The organism is Rhizobium ruizarguesonis, from assembly GCF_012349115.1.
GTDB lineage: Bacteria > Pseudomonadota > Alphaproteobacteria > Rhizobiales > Rhizobiaceae > Rhizobium > Rhizobium ruizarguesonis.
Genome location: NZ_PQIG01000035.1, coordinates 143193 through 162376, shown reverse-complemented (window position 1 = coordinate 162376; position 19184 = coordinate 143193). Strand labels below are relative to the sequence as shown.

At 61.8% G+C, this 19184-nt stretch carries 15 protein-coding genes; 5 read left to right on the top strand and 10 right to left on the bottom strand.

The window, feature by feature from the left end:
• The first annotated feature begins 70 nt into the window (after positions 1 to 70).
• From C3Y91_RS05175 to C3Y91_RS05165, 3 genes are all read left to right on the top strand, one after another.
• A complete protein-coding gene (locus C3Y91_RS05175; RefSeq protein WP_130763846.1) occupies positions 71 to 1087 on the top strand; it encodes an iron ABC transporter substrate-binding protein in 1017 nt (338 codons plus the stop codon).
• Positions 1088 to 1150: 63 nt separating this feature from the next.
• The gene (locus C3Y91_RS05170; protein ID WP_130763845.1) at positions 1151 to 2818 is read left to right on the top strand and encodes an ABC transporter permease; all 1668 of its coding nucleotides are present in this window, start codon (positions 1151 to 1153) and stop codon (positions 2816 to 2818) included.
• Positions 2815 to 3852: an ABC transporter ATP-binding protein gene (locus C3Y91_RS05165; protein WP_018072015.1), complete on the top strand. Its 1038-nt coding sequence runs from the start codon at positions 2815 to 2817 to the stop codon at positions 3850 to 3852. Before C3Y91_RS05170 ends, C3Y91_RS05165 begins: the two co-directional genes overlap by 4 nt.
• A 98-nt stretch (positions 3853 to 3950) precedes the next feature.
• Here the strand turns inward: C3Y91_RS05165 and C3Y91_RS05160 are convergent, their stop codons facing one another.
• The 10 genes from C3Y91_RS05160 to C3Y91_RS05115 all read right to left on the bottom strand — a co-directional run bounded on the left by C3Y91_RS05160 (position 3951) and on the right by C3Y91_RS05115 (position 16454).
• Positions 3951 to 5285 (bottom strand): glucoamylase family protein, encoded by a 1335-nt coding sequence (locus C3Y91_RS05160; RefSeq protein WP_018072016.1) that lies wholly within the window; start codon positions 5283 to 5285, stop codon positions 3951 to 3953.
• A gap of 254 nt (positions 5286 to 5539) precedes the next feature.
• Positions 5540 to 7378: an ABC transporter ATP-binding protein gene (locus C3Y91_RS05155; protein WP_130656615.1), complete on the bottom strand. Its 1839-nt coding sequence runs from the start codon at positions 7376 to 7378 to the stop codon at positions 5540 to 5542.
• Between the two features lie 24 nt (positions 7379 to 7402).
• Positions 7403 to 8158, bottom strand: a complete 756-nt coding sequence (locus C3Y91_RS05150; RefSeq protein WP_075224951.1) for a DUF1028 domain-containing protein — start codon at positions 8156 to 8158, stop codon at positions 7403 to 7405.
• Between the two features lie 2 nt (positions 8159 to 8160).
• Positions 8161 to 9945 carry a gamma-glutamyltransferase family protein gene (locus tag C3Y91_RS05145; RefSeq protein WP_130763843.1) on the bottom strand — a complete coding sequence of 595 codons (1785 nt, stop codon included), beginning with the start codon at positions 9943 to 9945 and terminating at the stop codon, positions 8161 to 8163.
• 21 nt (positions 9946 to 9966) lie between these two features.
• Complete coding sequence (locus tag C3Y91_RS05140; RefSeq protein WP_018072020.1) at positions 9967 to 10842, bottom strand: ABC transporter permease; 876 nt, start codon at positions 10840 to 10842, stop codon at positions 9967 to 9969.
• Complete coding sequence (locus tag C3Y91_RS05135; RefSeq protein ID WP_024320455.1) at positions 10839 to 11786, bottom strand: ABC transporter permease; 948 nt, start codon at positions 11784 to 11786, stop codon at positions 10839 to 10841. The genes C3Y91_RS05140 and C3Y91_RS05135 overlap by 4 nt, the downstream gene beginning before the upstream one ends.
• A 275-nt stretch (positions 11787 to 12061) precedes the next feature.
• Positions 12062 to 13570 carry an ABC transporter substrate-binding protein gene (locus tag C3Y91_RS05130; RefSeq protein ID WP_018072022.1) on the bottom strand — a complete coding sequence of 503 codons (1509 nt, stop codon included), beginning with the start codon at positions 13568 to 13570 and terminating at the stop codon, positions 12062 to 12064.
• 80 nt (positions 13571 to 13650) lie between these two features.
• Positions 13651 to 14382 carry a FadR/GntR family transcriptional regulator gene (locus tag C3Y91_RS05125; protein WP_018497615.1) on the bottom strand — a complete coding sequence of 244 codons (732 nt, stop codon included), beginning with the start codon at positions 14380 to 14382 and terminating at the stop codon, positions 13651 to 13653.
• A 210-nt stretch (positions 14383 to 14592) separates the two neighbouring features.
• Positions 14593 to 16035 carry a M81 family metallopeptidase gene (locus C3Y91_RS05120; protein ID WP_130656613.1) on the bottom strand — a complete coding sequence of 481 codons (1443 nt, stop codon included), beginning with the start codon at positions 16033 to 16035 and terminating at the stop codon, positions 14593 to 14595.
• Positions 16036 to 16169: 134 nt separating this feature from the next.
• On the bottom strand, positions 16170 to 16454 hold the full coding sequence (locus tag C3Y91_RS05115; RefSeq protein ID WP_165411044.1) for a hypothetical protein: 285 nt from the start codon (positions 16452 to 16454) through the stop codon (positions 16170 to 16172).
• A 449-nt stretch (positions 16455 to 16903) separates the two neighbouring features.
• Here C3Y91_RS05115 and C3Y91_RS05110 point away from each other — a divergent pair, with 449 nt between their 5' ends.
• Together C3Y91_RS05110 and C3Y91_RS05105 are read left to right on the top strand one after the other, a co-directional pair.
• On the top strand, positions 16904 to 17854 hold the full coding sequence (locus C3Y91_RS05110; RefSeq protein ID WP_130656612.1) for a helix-turn-helix domain-containing protein: 951 nt from the start codon (positions 16904 to 16906) through the stop codon (positions 17852 to 17854).
• 451 nt (positions 17855 to 18305) lie between these two features.
• A complete protein-coding gene (locus C3Y91_RS05105) occupies positions 18306 to 19136 on the top strand; it encodes an alpha/beta fold hydrolase (RefSeq protein ID WP_020052076.1) in 831 nt (276 codons plus the stop codon).
• The last annotated feature ends 48 nt before the right edge of the window (positions 19137 to 19184 follow it).

Genomic DNA, 19184 nt, shown 5'->3' with positions numbered 1-19184 from the left:
TGCAGTCAGGAAAAATATACGCCTCTCATCGCCCTTGGAGAGCTCGGGTGACATCGCCACGGAGGCCATCATGAACATTGCTCTTAACCGTTTTTCCCTCGCGCTTGCTGCTTCGCTTCTCTCTGCCACCGCGCTCGCAGGCAGCGCCAATGCGCAGGACGAAGGTCTCGTTGTTTACAATGCCCAGCACGAAAGCCTCGGCCGCGAATGGATCGACGCCTTCACCAAGGAGACCGGCATCAAGGTCACCATGCGCCAGGGCAGCGACATGCAGTTCGCCAACCAGATCATCCAGGAAGGCGACGCCTCTCCAGCTGACGTATTCCTGACCGAGAATTCACCGGCGATGACGCTGGTCGATGGCGCGGGCCTCTTCGCCCCCATCGAAAAGGAAACGCTGGATCAGGTTCCGGAGCAGTATCGCCCGGCTGACGGCATGTGGACCGGCATTGCCGCCCGCACCACGGTCTTTGCCTATGACAAGACGAAGCTCACCGAAGACAAGTTGCCGAAGTCGTTGCTCGACCTCGCAGATCCGGCCTGGAAGGGTCGCTGGGGTGCGGCCCCCGCCGGTGCCGACTTCCAGGCCATCGTTGCTGCCCTGCTGCAGCTCAAGGGCGAACAGTCGACCGCCGACTGGCTGAAGGGTCTCAAGGAAAACGCCACGCCCTATAAGGGCAACAGTGTCGCCATGAAGGCCGTCAACGCCGGCGAAGTCGAAGGCGCTGTTATCTATCACTATTATTGGTTCGGCGATCAGGCCAAAACAGGCGAGAACAGCAAGAATGTCGGCCTGCATTACTTCAAGAACCAGGATCCGGGCGCTTTTGTCAGTGTTTCGGGCGGCGGCGTCCTGAAGTCCACGCAGCACATGAAGGAAGCCCAGGCTTTCCTGAAGTTCCTCACCAGCAAGGCTGGCCAGGCAGTCCTCAAGGACGGCGATTCCTACGAATATGCCATTGGCAAGGATGCGCCCTCCAACGACAAGCTCACTCCGCTTGCCGACCTCAACGCTCCGAAGGTCGAAGCTTCGACCCTCGACAGCAAGAAGGTCGTCGAACTGATGACGGCCGCCGGCTTGATCTAATCTTTCTGCCGCAGGCGTCTTCCGGCCAAAACTATTGCATTTGGCTCAAGAAAACCTTAGGGCATGACGATATCCGGCAACCGCCTTTCAAAGGCGGTTGCCTTCCTTTTTCAGCGTGTAGAGGCATCGGCCTTGCTGCAGGACAACAGATTGCTCGCATCCGGCAACCAGGCGCCGGTCGCGCCGAGGGCCACGCGAATGGCTTTGCCGCGCGGACGTATGCCGCACGCTTCGGTGATCCTCCTCGCAACCGTTGTCGCGATCTTCAGTCTCGTGCCGCTCGGTTTCATCGGCTGGGTCACCTACGATGTCGGCTGGGAAACGGTGAAGACCCTGGTCTTCCGGCCGCGCGTCGGCGAACTTCTTGTCAATACGATTCTCCTGGAATCGATCACCATCCCGCTGTCGATCGCGCTTGCCGTGACGCTTGCCTGGCTGACGGAGCGGACGGACATTCCTTTTGCGCGGCTGTGGGCGTGGCTGGCGATCGCTCCGCTCGCCGTGCCTGCCTTCGTACACAGCTATGCCTGGGTCAGTCTGGTTCCCGGCATGCGCGGCCTGCAGAGCGGCGTCTTCGTCTCGGTCATCGCCTACTATCCGTTCCTCTACCTGCCGGTCGCCGCAGCGCTGCGGCGTCTCGATCCGGCCATTGAGGATGCCGCTGCCTCGCTGGGCCTTAATCCCTGGCGCGTCTTCTTCCGCGCCGTGCTGCCGCAGCTCAGGCTCGCCATCTGCGGCGGTTCGCTGCTGATCGCCCTGCATCTGCTTTCGGAGTACGGCCTGTTCGTCATGATCCGGTTCGACACGTTCGCGACTGCCATCGTCGACCAGTTCCAGTCCTCCTACAACAGCCCGGCCTCCAACATGCTCGGCGGCGTGCTTGTCGCCTGCTGCCTTTTTCTACTCGGCTTCGAGGTGCTGGTGCGCGGCAACGAACGTTATGCCCGCGTCGGCTCGGGCTCGCCACGTCCCACGGACCGCCGCCGGCTGGGCTGGTTCGTGGTGCCCGCCGTTTTGCTGCCTGTCATTCTCGCGGTACTGACGCTCGGCGTGCCGCTGGTGACGCTTGGCCGCTGGCTCTATCTTGGCGGTACCGATATCTGGCGCATCGAGGTCGGCAGCGCCTTCCTGCAGACGATCGTGCTTGCCATTGTCGGCGGCGTGCTGGCGACGATTGCCGCAGCACCGATGGCCTGGCTTTCCGTGCGTGCGCCCGGCCGCTTCCAGCGTGTGCTTGAAGCCTGCCATTATTATGTCGGCTCGCTGCCGGGCGTCGTCGTGGCGCTGGCGCTGGTGACGATCACCGTGCGTCTCGTGTTGCCGCTCTATCAGACCTTCGCAACGCTGCTCGTCGCTTATGTGATGCTTTTCCTGCCGCGCGCCATGGTCGGGCTGCGCGCCAGCATCGCCCAGGCCCCGGTGGAGCTGGAGCGCGCGGCGATGGGCCTCGGCCGCACCCCGGGCCAGGCGGTGCGGCAGATCACCATGCGGCTTGCCGCACCGGGAGCGGCCGCCAGCGTCGCGCTGGCCGCACTCGGCATCACCAATGAACTTACGGCGACACTGATGCTGTCGCCCAACGGCGTCGATACGCTGGCGACGAAATTCTGGTCGCTGACCAGCGAGATCGATTATGTCGCGGCCGCCCCTTACGCCTTCATGATGGTCGTGCTGTCGCTGCCGCTCACCCTGATGCTCTATACCCAATCGAAACGGACCGCCGGCCAATGACGCTGCTCACGATCGAAAACATCAGCAAGCGCTATGGCCCTGTCCAGGCGTTGAAAGATATTTCGCTCGAGGTTTCGGCAGGCAGCCGCACCGCCGTCGTCGGCCCGTCCGGTTCGGGCAAGACGACGCTGCTGCGCATCATTGCCGGCTTCGAGCAACCGGATGTCGGCAGGGTAACGCTGGATGGCGACTTGCTCGCAGACGGTCCGGCGACAGTACCGGCCCACAAGCGCGGCATCGGCATCGTCTCGCAGGACGGCGCGCTGTTTCCGCACTTAAGCGTTGCCGAGAATATCGGCTTCGGCTTCGAGCGAAGGGCCCCGGATCGCGAGCAGCGCGTACTTGAGCTGCTCGATATGGTCGAGCTCGACCGCGGCATGCTGGTGCGGCGCCCGCATCAGCTTTCCGGCGGCCAGCAGCAGCGTGTGGCGCTCGCCCGTGCGCTCGGCCGCAAGCCGCGGCTGATGCTGCTTGACGAACCGTTCTCGGCACTCGATACCGGCCTGCGTGAAAACATGCGCAAGGCGGTTGCGCGCGTGCTGCAGGCGGCCGGCATCACCACCATTCTCGTCACCCATGACCAGGAAGAGGCGCTGACCTTTGCCGATCAGGTCGCGGTGCTTAGGGAAGGACGGCTGATCCAGGCCGGATCGCCGCAGTCATTGTATCTGCATCCACGCGATCGCGAGACGGCGCTGTTCCTCGGCGATGCCGTGCTGCTTCCCGCGATCATCCGAAACGGCCTCGCAGACTGCGCCCTCGGCCGCGTTGCCGTCGAGGGCAGTCGTCAGGGCAAGGCGGAGATCATGCTGCGGCCCGAGCAGATCCGCGTCGTTGCCGATGAAAGCGATCGCAAATATGGCGGGCGTGTCGTCGAGGTGGAATTCGGCGGCGCGGTCTGCACCGTTGCGGTTTCGCTGGACGGCGTTGCGCTGCCGCCGATCCTGATCAAGACCTCGAGCGTTGCGCTTCCGGCGCGAGGCGATCTCGTTCGCCTCGATATCGCCGGCAAGGCGCATGTCTTCGAGAGCTAAACTAAGAGCCCGCACCTCCTATTGGACGCGCGGGCTCTGTTGTTTTAGTTTTCGCGTCATCCTTTCCGGAAATCCATTTCGATTTCCGGGCTTATGCGCTAGCCGAACTTGCGCACCACTTCTTCCGGCTCGATGCCTTCGAGCCAGCCGCCGGTAAAGCCGGCGCGCTCGAGCCCGAGGCGGATGACCGGCGATTGCCGCATCAGTTTCCAGATGAAATCCGAACGGTCATTCTCGATGGTCATGACGACAAGGCCCTGGTCGATGCCGACGGTGCGGTCGTCGACCCAGCCTTCCGGCCGCTTGGTCTTGACCGTCGGGTTGAAGCCGCCGGGAAAGCCGCCTTCCAAGAGCAGGTTCGGATAGGTGGTCAGAAGCGCCTTGGTGCCGTCGAGAGCCGCCTGCCGGTCGTAAGGCAGGCAGGCAAGTGCTGCCCAGGGTGCGATCGTGCCGTCATCCGGGCCGAGCGGTGCGCCGCGGGCGGCATAACCCAGAACCTTCGGCTGGCGGCCGCCACGCATGCGTCGTGTCGGCGGCGGGCCGTCACAGGCAGAGAAACCCCAGATATTCCTGTTATAGCCGACGAACTGGCCGGGATTGCGTTCGGCATAGTCACGCTGGACGTTGATCATCACCTGCGTATTGCGGAAATAGTCCCAGTTCCGCTCCGCCATCGGCTTGTCCTGAATGGTGCGGAAATCGATCCAGGCATGCGAGAAGAGGTGGATGAAGAGCGGCCCGGCATAGAGATAGGACTGCTCGCCGTGCAGCATCCAGGAATAGCTTGACGTGAAGGCGTCGTAGCTCGATTGCGGAATGGGGTGCGTCGGCGACGCGAGCGCCAGCGTATAGAGAATGATCGCCTCGTCGAAGCCGTGATAGCGCCAACGCAGGAAGCCGGATGAGGGCTTCCAACCCATGGAAATGGTGTCGCCCTTGTTCAGCGCCCAGCGCCAGTCAACGCGCTCGTAGATGAAGGTGGCGAGTTCACGGATTTCAGTCTCCGTCTCGTCGTCTTCGCGATTGAAATATTGCGCTGATGTGAGGATGCCGGCGACAAGCAGCGCCGTATCGATGGTCGAAAGCTCGCTGTTCCAGGCGCGATGGCCGGTATCCATATGCAGGAAGTGATAGAAGAAGCCGCGGTAGCCGGTCGCGTGGCGTTCCTCGCCCTGACGCGCCTCGGCGAAGAAACGCAGCGTATTGACCGTACGCTCGGCCGCTTCCTCGCGGCTGATCCAGCAACGCTCGACACCGACGGGATAGGAGGAAAGCGCAAAGCCGACGGCCGCGATGCTCGCCGGCACACCGCCGATCGAGGTATCTGCCACCAGGCCATTTTCGGGATTGGAATATTTCAGGAAGTACTTGAACGCCGAATGCTGCAGCCTGTCGACGAGCGCTGCATCAATGTCTTCAATCCGTTGCAGCATAGGCTCCTACCCAACTGTTGCATCGCCCCATGCTTCAACATGGTGGCCGTCCCCGGGCAAATCAAACCTTTTTGATTCGCAAGGATAAGAGAACACAAATGGGTGGAATCGGTCGTTAATAATTATCGGTAAAATAATATCTAGCATAAGTCATATAAGCGGTGCAGCAAAAATGACGGCCCGCGCGCCACCAGCACGGGTTATTTTCCCGCAATACTTGTGTATCCTCTGCTCCAGAGAATGGGTTTCCGCGCTCAGGCGGCTTCATCGACCCGCACCAGATGGCCTGCCGTCACTTCCCGGTATCGGCTCGGCGGCGCCACGTAGCCAACCGGACGAACGGGGCTCTTGAGCTCGTCGGTTCCGAGGTTGCGCTTGATGCCGCGCCGCGAGGGGTCGGGAACAGGCACGGCTGCCATCAGCTTCTTCGTGTAGGCGTGCTGCGGATTGCTGAACAGTTCCGCGCGCGGACCAATCTCGACGATTTCGCCGAGATACATCACCGCGACGCGGTGGCTGACGCGCTCGACCACCGCCATATCGTGGGAAATGAACAGGAAGGCGAGGTTGAGGCTTTGCTGCAGGTCCATCAGCAGATTGCAGACCTGCGCCTTGATCGAGACATCGAGGGCCGAAACGCTTTCGTCGGCGACGATCACCTTCGGATCGAGTGCGAGCGCGCGAGCGATGCAGATGCGCTGGCGCTGACCGCCGGAGAATTCGTGCGGATAACGTTTCATCATGTCGGGTTTCAGTCCGACGCGTTCGAGAAGATCGGCCGCCTTGTCGCGGGCCTGAGCGCCGCTGCCGAGGCCGTGCTCCGTAATCGGTTCGGCGACGGCGGCGCCGACGGTCATGCGCGGGTTGAGGCTGGCGAAGGGATCCTGGAAGATCATCTGGATGCTGCGGCGCATCCGTCTGAGACTGACTGCGTCAAGGCTCAGCACGTCATAACCGTCGAGGCTGACACTGCCGCCGTTCGGCTGGACGAGGCGGGTGATCGAGCGACCGGTGGTCGATTTGCCGCAGCCGGATTCGCCGACGAGCGACAGCGTCTCGCCCTGGAAGAGATTGAAGGAGACGTCCTCGACCGCATGGATCGCTCCCGTCTTGCGGCCGAGCAGCCCGCCGCGGATATCGAAACGGGTAACGAGATTCTTGACTTCGAGGATCGGCGTCCGGCGGCGGTCGACGGTGTCGGCCACCTCGACCGGCTCGCGCCGTTCGCCGGTCGTGGTATCGACGACCGGGAAACGCAGCGGCCATTTCCGGTCGGCCATCGAGCCGAGCCGTGGCACGGCCGAGAGCAAAGCGCGGGTATAGGGATGCCTGCCGCGATGGAAGATGTCGTCGGTCGTGCCGGTTTCCACAGCCTCGCCGCGATACATGACGATGGTGCGGTCGGCGATTTCGGCGACGACGCCCATGTCGTGGGTGATGAAGAGAACGGACATGCCCTCTTCTTCCTGCAGCATCTTGATCAGGTCGAGGATCTGGCCCTGGATCGTCACGTCGAGCGCCGTCGTCGGCTCGTCGGCGATCAGCAATTTCGGCCGGCTGGCGAGCGCCATGGCGATCATCACGCGCTGGCGCATGCCGCCTGAGAACTGGTGCGGATATTCGTCGAAGCGCGAGGCGGCGTTCGGGATGCGGACCTTTTCCAGCAAGCGCACGGTTTCGGCCCGCGCCTCGGCCTTGCCGATATCGCCGTGGCAGGTGAGCGCTTCGGAGATCTGGCGGCCGATGGTGAAGATCGGGTTGAGGGATGTCATCGGCTCCTGGAAGATCATGGCGGCGTCGTTGCCGCGCACCCAGCGCATCTCCTTTTCCGGGAGGGCGAGAACATCCTTGCCGTTCAAGGTGATGGCGCCATCGATGCGGCTCGATCCCTTGGCGAGAAGCCGCATGATCGAAAGGGAGGTGACGCTCTTGCCCGAGCCGCTTTCGCCGACGATCGCCACCGTCTCGCCTGGCATGACGTCAAAGGAGACGTCGCGCACCACCGGCTTCCAGTCGCCATCGACGAGGAAGGCGGTCGTCAGGTTCCTGACCGAGAGAACAGGAGAGGCGGAGGCTGAAGAAACATCACTCATATCGTTCCCTTGGTTTTATCTAATTCACATCTTCAAAGGCGTGGCGAACGAGGCGGAAGGCCCGCCTTCCGCGATGCGGGCCGCTTCCAGCGCCGCGATCTTTTCATCGATCTCGCGCCTGTCAGTCATGCCGTTCGGATTTTGCCGCGTCGCCATCGTCTCCGCGACATGCAGATAACGTTCACCCGCCACCGTATGCAGGCGGACAAGTTCGGCGAGCGGATCGGGATGATCGTCGGCGCGGATGCTGAGCCAGGGATAATCCTGGTCGCGGTGGATGACGAGGGCGGCGGACTGCCTGCCGCGCTTGTCGCCGCCGGCATCCTCGCCTGCCTGCATCGCCAGGAGCAGGCGTTCGGCCAGCGGCTTGTCCATCGCATTGTTGTAGGTGGCGAGCGTTTCGGCGACGACGTCAGGACCTGCGAGCATGTTGCCGGCGACTGAGACGTTTTCGTCGATCAGATGCCCCGCCCAGTCGATGCATGCGGCGCCGGTGAAGGCGGCGTTGCGCCCCTTCGCATCGATGAGGTGCAACTGCCGCTGATTTCGGCCGGCGTCACGCGCGGTCAGCTCGGCGATAATCTCCTCCGGCGCCTTGCCTGCAGCCAGCAGCGACAGGCCGTCGAGGCCGTAAAGCGGGCTGACGAAGGCCTGGGTAGCAACGGCGCCGATGCCGCCGCGAATATGCGGCACCAGGGCGCCGACGGCAAAGAAGCGGGTCGCGACGGCGATGCCGAGATGGCCGGTCAAGGGATCACGGGCGACGATGGACCAGGTCATGGCTATCTCCCGATCGCATAGGCCTGCATCAGGCGCGGGGTGGCCGCGGCGCGCAACAGCCCGTCGGCATCGCGTCTTGCGGCAGTCAGCCGGCCGATCGTCCAGGGATCGGCGACTGTCAGCTTGTGACCCTTGCGACGCAGGGCATCGAGGACATCAGGGCCGAAATTCGCTTCCGCCATCAGGCTGCCGGGTTCGCGGGTGCGCGGATAGAAGGAGCCCGGAAAATGCGAGGTGTGGAACAGCGGCTGGTCGATCGCCGCCTGCAGGTTCAGCTTGTGATTGATATAACGCAGGAAAAAGGAAAGTTGCCACTGTTCCTGCTGATCGCCGCCCGGTGTGCCGAAGGCGAGCGTAGGGCGGCCCTCATAGAGGCCGAGCGAAGGCGTCAGCGTCGTGCGCGGCCGCTTGCCGGGAGCAAGCGACGTCGGCAGGCCTGATTTCAGCCAGAACATCTGGGCGCGGGAATTGAGGCAGAAGCCGAGGCCGGGCACGGTCGGGGAGGATTGCAGCCAGCCGCCGGACGGGGTGACGGAGACCATGTTGCCGTCGCGGTCGATGACGTCGATATGCACGGTGTCGCCGCGCTTTTCGGAAAGATGCGCCATGGTCGGCTCGTAGACGGCGCCGGTCTTGGAATCCGCGCCGAGCATCTTCATCGTCAGATCATGCTGCGCTTCGAAGCCAGGCACGATGCCGGGACGAAGATCGAAGGAGGCGTCCGCGCCGACCAGCTTGCGGCGCTCGGCGGCATAGGTCTCCGACAGCAGATGCGCGATGGGAATCTCCGAAAAATTCGGATCGCCGTAATAGACTTCGCGGTCGGCGAAGGCGAGCTTCATCGCCTCGACGACGGTGTGGACGAAATCGGCGCCGGCGGGATCCATCGCGGCGAGATCGAAGCCTTTGAGGATCGACAGGGTCTGCAGGAAGACCGGACCCTGGCCCCAGGGGCCGATCTTGGCGATCGTCCAGCCATGATAATCATAGGTCAGCGGTTCCTCGATCGTCGCCGACCAGTTCGCCATGTCGTTGGCGGTCAAAACGCCCTTGTGGCGGTTGCCGCTTGCATCCATCACCTCTGCGGTCTTCAGATAGTCGTCGATCTTCTCGGCGACGAAGCCGCGATAGAAGGCGTCGCGGGCCGCCTCGACCTGCGCTTCCCGGCCGCCTTTCACTTCCGCCTCGGCGATGACGCGCTTCCAGGTTTCGGCAAGCACCGGATTCCTAAAATTCGCATGCGCTTCGGGGGCGCTGCCGCCCGGCAGCCACGTTTGGTAGGAGGTCGGCCATTCCTTCTCGAAGAAGGCGGCGAGCCCCTTGATGGTGGCGGAGACGCGCGGCAGCATCGGATGGCCGTGCTCGGCGTAATAGATCGCCGGTTCCAGCACATCGCGCACGCTCATCGAGCCATAGTCGCGCAGCATCAGCATCCAGCCATCGAAGGAGCCGGGGATGACGGTCGCAAGCAGCCCATCGCCGGGGATCAGGCTCAGGCCCTCCGCCGTATAGTGTTCGATCGTCGCACCGGCGGGGGCGGGGCCCTGCGCGCAGATGACCTCGACCTTGTCCTTTTTCTTCGAATAAATCACCGCCGGCAGGTCGCCGCCCGGGCCGCAAAGATGCGGCTCGACGATCTGCAGCACGAAACCCGTCGCCACTGCCGCATCGAAGGCGTTGCCGCCCTTTTCGAGAATGCTCATGCCGACCGCCGAGGCGATCCAGTGCGTGGAAGTGACGACGCCGAAGGTGCCGAGGATTTCTGGACGGGTCGTGAAAGCGGTCATGTCAAATGTCCTTTCAAGAAATCATGCTTCGCGCGGATCGAGCGCATCGCGCAGGCCGTCGCCTAAAAGATTGAAACCGATGACGACGAGGAAGATCGCGGCACCCGGCCACATTGCCATCCATGGCGCCTGGGAGAGGAAATTTTTGGCGACGTTCAGCATCGAGCCCCAGCTCGGCGCCGGCGGTTGCTGCCCGAGGCCGAGAAAGGAGAGGCTCGCTTCGGCGATGATTGCGGTGGCGATGGTCAACGTCGCCTGCACGAGGATCGGTGCAAAGACGTTCGGCAGAATGTAGCGGGTGATGATGCTTGAGGACCGGAGGCCGATCGAGCGGGCGCCCTCGACATATTCCTCAGTCTTGACCGAAAGCACCTGGCCGCGCGTCAGCCGCACGAAGACGGGCATGGCCGAAAGGCCGATCGCAATCATCGCATTGGTCAGGCTCGGGCCGAGAAAGGCTGCGAGCGCGATCGCGGTGATGAGGAAAGGCATGGCGAGAAAGGCTTCGGTGATGCGGGAGATCACCATGTCGATCCAGCCGCCGAAATAACCGGAGATGAGACCGAAGGGCACGCCGATGATAACGGCAATGGCCACCGAGAAAACGCCGGCCATCAGCGATGCCTGCGCGCCCCAGATCATCCGGGAAAGAATGTCGCGGCCGATGTCGTCGGTGCCAAGCCAATGGGCGGCGGAAGGTGCCTTGCGGATTGCCGACCAGCTTGTGGCGTTCGGATCGGGAATCGGAAGAAGGGGAGCGGTAACCGCAAGGATCGAAAAGAAGGCGATGATCGCAAGGCCCACGAGGGCGCCCTTGTTGGCCTTCAGCTTGCGCCAGGCGCGGCTCGGCGTGCGGTCGACCGCAGAGGGAATGCCGGTCTCTCCGATCGCGGTCATAGGGCGGCCCTCATGCGCGGATTGAGCAGGACGTAGAGAATGTCGGCCAGGAGGTTCATCAGGATGAAGCCGATCGCGGTGCAGATCACCACGCCCTGGACGACGGCGTAATCGCGGTTGAAGACGGCGTCGACGATGAGCTTTCCGAAACCCGGAATGGTGAAGATCTGTTCTGTGAGCACGGCGCCGGCGAGCAATTCGCCGAAGAGCAGCGCCGTCAGCGTCACGATCGGCAGCACCGCATTGCGAAAGCTGTGTTCGAGCACGACAGTGCTTTCCGGCAGTCCCTTGGCGCGGGCGGTGCGGATGTAATCGGCGCTGAGTACGCTAAGCATGGCCGAGCGGGTATGTCGCATCAGCGTCGCGGCCAGCGCATTGCCGAGCACGAAGGAGGGCATCAGCATGGTTTCCAGCGAACGAAGCGGATTGCTGAAGAAGGGTTCGTAGCCCGATGCCGGCAGCCAGCCGAGATTGACCGAAACCAGCAGGATCAGCATGATGCCGAGCCAGAAATTCGGGATCGACAGACCGGTCAGCGCGATGATGTTGGCGAGATAGTCGATCATCGTGTTCTTCTTGACGGCCGCCAGGATGCCCATCGGCACGCCGATCGCAAAGGCGAATATCATCGACATGATGGCAAGCTGGATGGTGACCGGCAGCTTTTCGCCGACGAGTTGCAGAACCGGCTGGTTGGTGCGCAGCGAGATGCCGAGGTCGCCCTGCAGTGCGGCACCCAGCCAGCGGACATATTGATAGGGCACGGGATCGTTCAGCCGGTATTTCTCTCGCAGGAATTCGAGAACCTGCGGGTCGCGTTCCTCGCCGGCCATGGCAAGGATCGGGTCGCCGGGCAGCAGCTTCTGCAGCGAGAAGACGAAGATCGAAATGATCAAAAGCGTCGGTATGGCGACCAAGAGCCGTTTGGCGATGTAGGTATACATGGGCGATCCTGACACGACTAAAGCATGTCGCGCAAAAGTGTGCAGCGGTTTTGCGATAACGACATGCGCAAAACAAAAAGCTAAAGCACGTGACGCGAATCTGAAAGATTGCGACGCGCTTTAGAATCATGCGGCGGAGGGTTTCCGCCGCATGATTTGCTGGATCCAGATGATTTTAGGCCGGAGCGGCCTAAAATCATCCGGATCCAAATCAAAAAGTAGAGCATGATGTCGTCCGAAAACCGCTCACACTTTTCGGCATCATGCTCCAGGGATCAGCCGGCTTTCTTGACGCCGACGAGGCGGATCATCCCATCCGGCGACGGAACGAAGCCGGTGATGTTCTTGTGCAGCGCCCAGATCCAGGACTGATGGCCGAGATAGATGATCGGCAGATCGTCGTTCAGGATGACGGCGGCGGCATCATACTTCTGCTTGCGCACGGCCTCGTCGGTCGACGCACGGGCTTCGTTCAGCAGCTTGTCCACCTCGGCGTTGCAGTATTTCGTGTCGTTGATGCCGCCCTTGCAGGTGATGAACTGATGGATGTTGCCATCGGGATCGACGCGGCCGGACCAGTCAGAACGGCTGAGCTGATAATTTCCGGCGGTCTGCTCGCTCAGCAGCGTAGCGAATTCCGTCGACTTCAGGCTGACGTCGAAGCCGGCTTCACCGACCATCGACTGGATGATCTGCATCATCTGCATGGCGACAGGATTGTTCGGGATCTGCAGCTCGATCGGCACACGGTCGAAGCCGGCTTCCTTGATCAGCGCCTTGGCCTTGTCGAGATCGCGGGCGGGGACGGGAATATCCTTGTCGAACCACGGGCTGCTCGGCGGAAAGGGCTGGTTGCCGGAGATGGCCGTGCCTTCATAGACGATCTGGTTGACGGCATCGCGATCGATCGCCAGCGAGAAGGCCTGGCGCAGGCGCTTGTCCTTGCCGAAAGGATTGTCGGCGCGCGCACCGTTGCCGATATTGGTGTAGAGCGCCATGTAGCCGGTGCCGACGGCATCGGCATAGACGAGGCTCGAATCCGCCTTCACCGCTTCAGCATCGGTCGCGGCCAAACGCTCGATCATGTCGAGATCGCCGGACCGCAGGTTGGCGAGGCGCACCGTGGTATCCGGGATCGGCAGATAGGTGAGCTTGTCGATGAAGATCTTGTCCTTGTTCCAGTAGTCCTGGAATTTTTCAAGCACGATGCGGTCCTGCTGGACGCGCTCGACGAACTTGAACGGGCCGGCGCAGACCGGGTGATCGCCGAACTTGGCGCCGAGCTCCTTGGCGGCCTTCGGCGAGACGATCATGCCGGCGCGGTCGGACAGCTGGGCAAGAAGGGTGACGTCGGGCGCCTTGAGGGTGAACTTGACCTCGTATTCGCTCGTCGCCTCGACCTTTGCGACCGAGGTCAGTTCGCTCTTGCGGCGTGATTCCGGCAGGGTGATGTTGCGCTCGATGGTGGCGACGACGGCTTCGGCGTTGAACGGGGTCTCGTCATGGAACTTGACGCCTTGGCGCAGCTTCATGGTGAGCTCTTTGCCGTCGGCCGACCAGCTCCATTCGGTGGCAAGCTGCGGCACGATCTTCAGGTCCGGTGAGACGTCGACCAGCTTGTCGCACATCGCGGTATAGACGATGCGGCCGACGAAGGTGCGCGACTGCGCGGGATCGAGCACGTCGGCATCGTCCTGCAGGCCGATCTTCAGGTCGACGGCGAAGGCAGGAAGTGCAAACAGTGCGCCGGCAACGGCGATGGTCAGCAATTTGGCGATCTTCATTCCATTCTCCTCTGTCTATTTTTGTTTGGTTTCTGCTTCCATTCCGGCGGTTATGGTCCGCCCGTATTTTCTCTCCCAGCTCAGGCGAGGGTCTTGTCGACCTCCGTTTCGCTATGATCGAGCGAGGTGATGCGGATGAGGCTTTCCTGCAGCGTCAGCAGATGCTGGCGCATCGCCTCGCCGGCTCTGGCCGGATCGCGGGCGGCGATCGCATCGACGATCGCCGTGTGCTGGTTAAAGGTGACGGGCCGCGTCCGGCTGGCGCTGCGAGCGCGCTCGCGGATCGTCTGCCAGGCCTCGTCCTGTCGTACCCGGTTGATGACGTCGAAGATGGTGAGGAAGAAGCCGTTGCCGGCGCATTGGGCGATCTGGCGGTGCAGCGCCCCATCCCAGAGTTCGCGCCCGTCGGCATCGGTGCTTTCGTAGATCTTCTTCACCAGATCATACATGCGCTCGATATCGGCGGCCTTGGCGCGCATGGCGGCAAGCTGGGCGAGCTGCGGTTCGATGCGCAGGCGCACTTCCATGACTTCCATGAGATCGGTACCGGCAACGATCGAGCCGACATGATCGCTCCAGCCGTCGGGGCGCGGGCCGGCATAGGTGCCGGAGCCCTGGCGGCGCCAGATGCGGCCCTCGGCCTCCAGCACTTCGAGGGCGCGGCGGACGGCACGGCGGCCGACGCCAAGCATTTCCGAAAGGGTGCGCTCGGTCGGCAGCTTGCCGTCGGCGTCGAGACTGTCGGACCGCAGCAGAGCCCTCAGCCTCTCCAGCGCATAATTCGAATTGCCCTGCGTCTCATCCATCGGCATTCGCTTAAATGGTCCGTACCAATTTTCTATTGGTTCAGTCCAAACCAAATCGCGCCGACCGTCAAGCGCTTTTTTGTGCAAATGGAAATCTGCCCGTTTTTTGCTCAATTCCCACTATTGCCGCGATACGGGAAAACAGTCGATCGCGGCGACAGGGCGGCGCAGCGATCGACAATCTCATCCCAAAAATGCAATTGGTTCAGGTGAAACTCAGGCCGGCGTCGAGCGTGCGGAAAGAAAGACCTGCGGCTCGAAGGCAAAATCCCTGTCGAAGGGGTAGGTCGGATGCTGCTTGCGCAGCCGCGGCAGGCGTTCGACGAACTGGTCGACGACACCGGTTGATAGCGCCATCAAGTTCGGATTGGCGAGCGGTGCCAGTTCCGGCGAGAGATAGCCCGATTTGACGACGATGATCTTCGCTTGGTGCGGGTCGAGGCCAAGCCGGGTGAAATCGACGATGTTGTGATAGGGCCGACGTTTGGCGGAGAGCACCAGATCGATACCACTGACCGAAACCACCGCCTGGCGGTCAGTGGGATCTGATGTCTCATGCAGGAATTTGACAGTGAAGCGGCCGTGAACGGGCTTGCTACCCTTGGTATCGAGCGAGGCGCCGACGCTGAGCTCCAGTTCCGCGCCGATGCCGGCGGCATAACAGGCTTCGGTCGCTGCCTTATCGGCGATGCCGGCGAAGACGACGCCGGTGGCATCCCTGGCGATAAGCTCGGCCAGTACATCGGCCCGGTCCCCGACGCCGCCGCCTGTGGGGTTGTCGCCGGATTCGGCGAGCACAACAGGGGCGGTCGGGCTCGCGATCGCCCTTTCGACGCATTCTTCGAGCGAGCCGGTCTCGCAGCCGAAGACGAAGTCTTCGCGCGCATCCCAATAGGCCTTGGCGAGACGTTTAGCCTCGCGTTCCAGCACGGCGCCGTCGGTGCCGGTCATGATGGCGGCGGCCGTGGCGCGCGGTTCGTCGGCCCAGACATAGCCGACCATCAGCGATGCATCCCAAACGCCATCGATCGCATCGATCCCGGGCAGCAGGTCATAGAGGCCCTTTGCCGGCTCATCGACGGTGCTGGTGCGCTCGCCAGGCAGCACGACCGGGATCGGCGCCCAGAGAAGGGTCGGCCGTTCGCCGGTTTTCAGGCTCTTCACCAGCATGGAGACGGAGCGGCGCATCGTCTCCTCGACATCGATATGCGGCGCGGTGCGATAGGTGGAATAGATGTCGAGCGCATCGATGATGCGCTGGGTGACGTTGCCGTGCAGGTCGTAACTTGCCGAGACCGTGCAATCCTCGCCGACCAGCGCGCGGGCCGCGCTGATCCAGTCGCCCTCGGCATCCTCCATGCCCTCGACATACATGGCGCCGTGCATGGCGAGGTAGAGGCCGTCGAGCGGCAGCATCGGCTTCAGCCGCTCGAGGAATTCGCCCTTGAAGGCTTCGTAGGTGGCGCGTGAAACCGGGCCGCCGGCAATGGCGCGCGCATGGATCGTCGGCAGGAATTCCGCGTCATAATCCCCGAGGAAGGCGAAATAGGGCGCGGCCAGCAGCGCTTCGCCGCGTAATACTCGAAAATCCTTCTCCTCGTTCAGGACGGGATTGTATGTGCTGCATTCGGTATGAATGCCACCGACGGCGATGCGCATGGGAAACCTCAGTTGATGTTGGGAGCAATCAGGAAGACATGGGCGGTGATGCGTTGGGTACGGACCGGTATCGCCCGAAGGAGTTCGTGCTGCGATAAATTGAACATTGGGGTCCGCTCCGAAGACGCGTCCTTTTACCTCGACAATAAGTTTACAAACGAACCAATCAACCAAAATAAATTACAAACTTGATCTTCTAAGCCGGCGTTGAGGTGGAAAGTGCCGTAATTGGTGAGCCTCCGGCCGACTCGGTTTTTTCCGTCGGATGCCGGGCTGCCGACAAACGCGGCCGCGTCGCCGTAAAGAAAAAAGCCCACTTCGGGATCCCGAAATTCCCCCGCTTCGGGATTCCGAAATTCGTCGCGTTTTGGGCGGTGCCGCCGCGGGGAAACATCCAACGATTTCAAAACCTCAACCAATTTCGGGATTCCGAAGTGCTATATAGATTATGGTGGGGTCTGGCTGGCCGATGAAGCCAGCGATGCGCTCGACAGGTTCGCCGAACAGGAAGTCGATGCGCCCACCCACTCCACATGAGTTTCGGAACCCAAACGGTCCCTTGCCGTGCGTTGGCGCAAGGGCGTCAATCGTGGCGCTATGCAAACATTTAATTTTATCGGTTGAGAACGATGTCCAATGGCAAAGGCAACCTATCCTAGAGAATAGGTTTTCTCCCTCGAAAGTTTTTGATATTTACCCTGCATCGCACAATGCGAATAATCAGAAGCACGGCGAAATCGCTCGCGACATTGGGGCATGTCATGGGTAGTAGGACTGACGACGTCGGCCACCATAGGCGGATGCTCAATGAGCCCGCGATTGTTGTCGGGATCGCACATAAGCAGCGCCTGTCAACGAGCGCGCAACCATGAGCTTGCCTAGCTCCAGCGATCCTCTCGAGAGCTCGCCGGATGAGACAATCGAGGCGCGCCGGGACGAAATGCCGGCTGCTGACCACAATCCTGCAAACGAGATGTCGCGCGTTCTGAGGACTGCGCCAATTCATCTTGCTTCAGACCCCTCCGGTGGTGCAATCGCCCACTGGAATCACGGCCCCTTGCATGATGTCGTCGAGCCCATGACGGACCACGTCATCATGGCTTACAACGGCGCGATACAGCGCATGGAACGGCGGTCCGGAAGATCGATCGAGAGCGGAACGTTTCGTCGCGGGGTTGTGATCATCATCCCGGCTGGATCAAGCTCCCGATGGGATATTCCAAAACCGGTTGATGTCGTTCAGCTCTATCTTCCCCGCTCGACGCTGACGCGCATCGCCGACGAAACCGATACTTTCACGCCGACCGATCTCTTGGAGCGAACGGCGCATCCGGACCTTATTACATCCCGATTGCTCCTGAGCGCAGCCGATGTCCTGGAAGGCAATACGGCACTGGATACACTGTTCAGGCAGCAGTTGACCGACCTTCTGGCCACGCGCCTGCTGGCCGCGCACACAGGCAAGGCGCCGAGCTATCAGCCGGCGCTCGGCGGCCTCGCGCCGAGCGTGCTGCGCCGGGCGATCGAACGATTGCGGTCGGACGCCGACGCGGACGTCTCCCTCGCGGCCCTCGCTGCCGATTCCGGGCTGTCGCGTTTTCATTTCTGTCGCGCTTTCAAAGAAAGCACGGGGCTTTCACCTCACAACTGGCTGCGTCAATATCGGCTCGAGCAAGCCATAAACATGCTGCGCGATCCTCAAAATTCGATCGCGTTGGTCGCAGCCTCCCTCGGCTATGCCTCGCAAACAGCATTTGCAGCTGCATTCCGAAAATTGACCGGTGAAACACCGACTGATTGGCGGCGCCGCCACGGCTGACCGCAATCTCCTTTCGCCCTCGCCTCAGATTCCCGACGGTTCGGTTCTTCGCTTCCACGCCATCGGTTCGAGCCCGCGACGACCATGCCGCGCAATCCCCCTGGCATGGCGTTGGTCGCAACCTCACATGACTGCGCCTCGCAAACAGCCTTGGCCGCCACATTGCCGAAGCTGACCGGTAAAACGCCGGGCGATGAACTGCGGCAGCACCCGCAAAACCGCAATTGCTCTGCAATGGCGCCAATCCCTCTGGCGCAGCCGTAGACGTGTTTCGCTAAACCACCATTGTGCCCATACCAATGGATCCTGCGGAGACAAAGGATGGTCTGGGACACCGATTACGGGTCGGTCGCAACGAAGCGACCCGTAGCGGCTTGCATATCCGATTTTAGCAACTGTCCGTCCGGCGATGACGGGCGCCGAAACAAATATTCTCCAAAGGATCAGCACAATGACCTCCATTACAACCAGCGACGGTGTTCAGCTTTTTTACAAGGACTGGGGACCGAAGTCCGCTCAGCCGATCGTCTTTCACCATGGCTGGCCCCTCAGCTCCGACGATTGGGATAATCAAATGCTCTTCTTCCTCGGCAAAGGCTTTCGCGTGATCGCTCATGATCGCCGCGGCCACGGCCGATCGAGCCAGGTGAGCGACGGTCATGACATGGATCACTACGCCTCCGATGTTGCCGCAATGATCGACTACCTCGATCTTCGCAACGCGATCCATGTCGGCCACTCTACCGGCGGCGGTGAAGCCGCGCGGTATGTCGCGCGGTACGGCAAAGGTCGCGTTACCAAACTGATCCTGATTGCGGCCGTGCCGCCATTGATGTTGAAGACCGGCGCCAATCCCGGCGGTTTGCCGATCGAGGCATTCGACGGATTGCGCAGCCAGCTCGCTGCCAACCGTTCGCAGTTCTATCGCGATTTTCCGAGCGGCCCCTTCTACGGCTACAACCGCCCGGGTGCCGAGCCGTCGCAGGCGGTGATCTCAAATTGGTGGCGCCAGGGCATGATGGGCGGCGCGAAAGCGCATTACGAAGGCATTAAGGCATTCTCGGAGACGGATTTCACCGAGGACCTGAAAAGCATCACCGTGCCGACGCTGGTGTTGCATGGCGATGACGACCAGATCGTTCCCATCGGTGCTGCCGCTCCATTGTCGGCGAAGCTCCTGCAGGCCGGCACGCTGAAAATCTACGAGAAACTGCCGCATGGTCTGTGCACGACCCATGCAGATGTCGTCAATGCCGACATGCTGGCCTTTATCACCGCCTGAGCGACATCGCTTCACCAATCCGCGCGCCATCGTTGCCGACCATCTCGC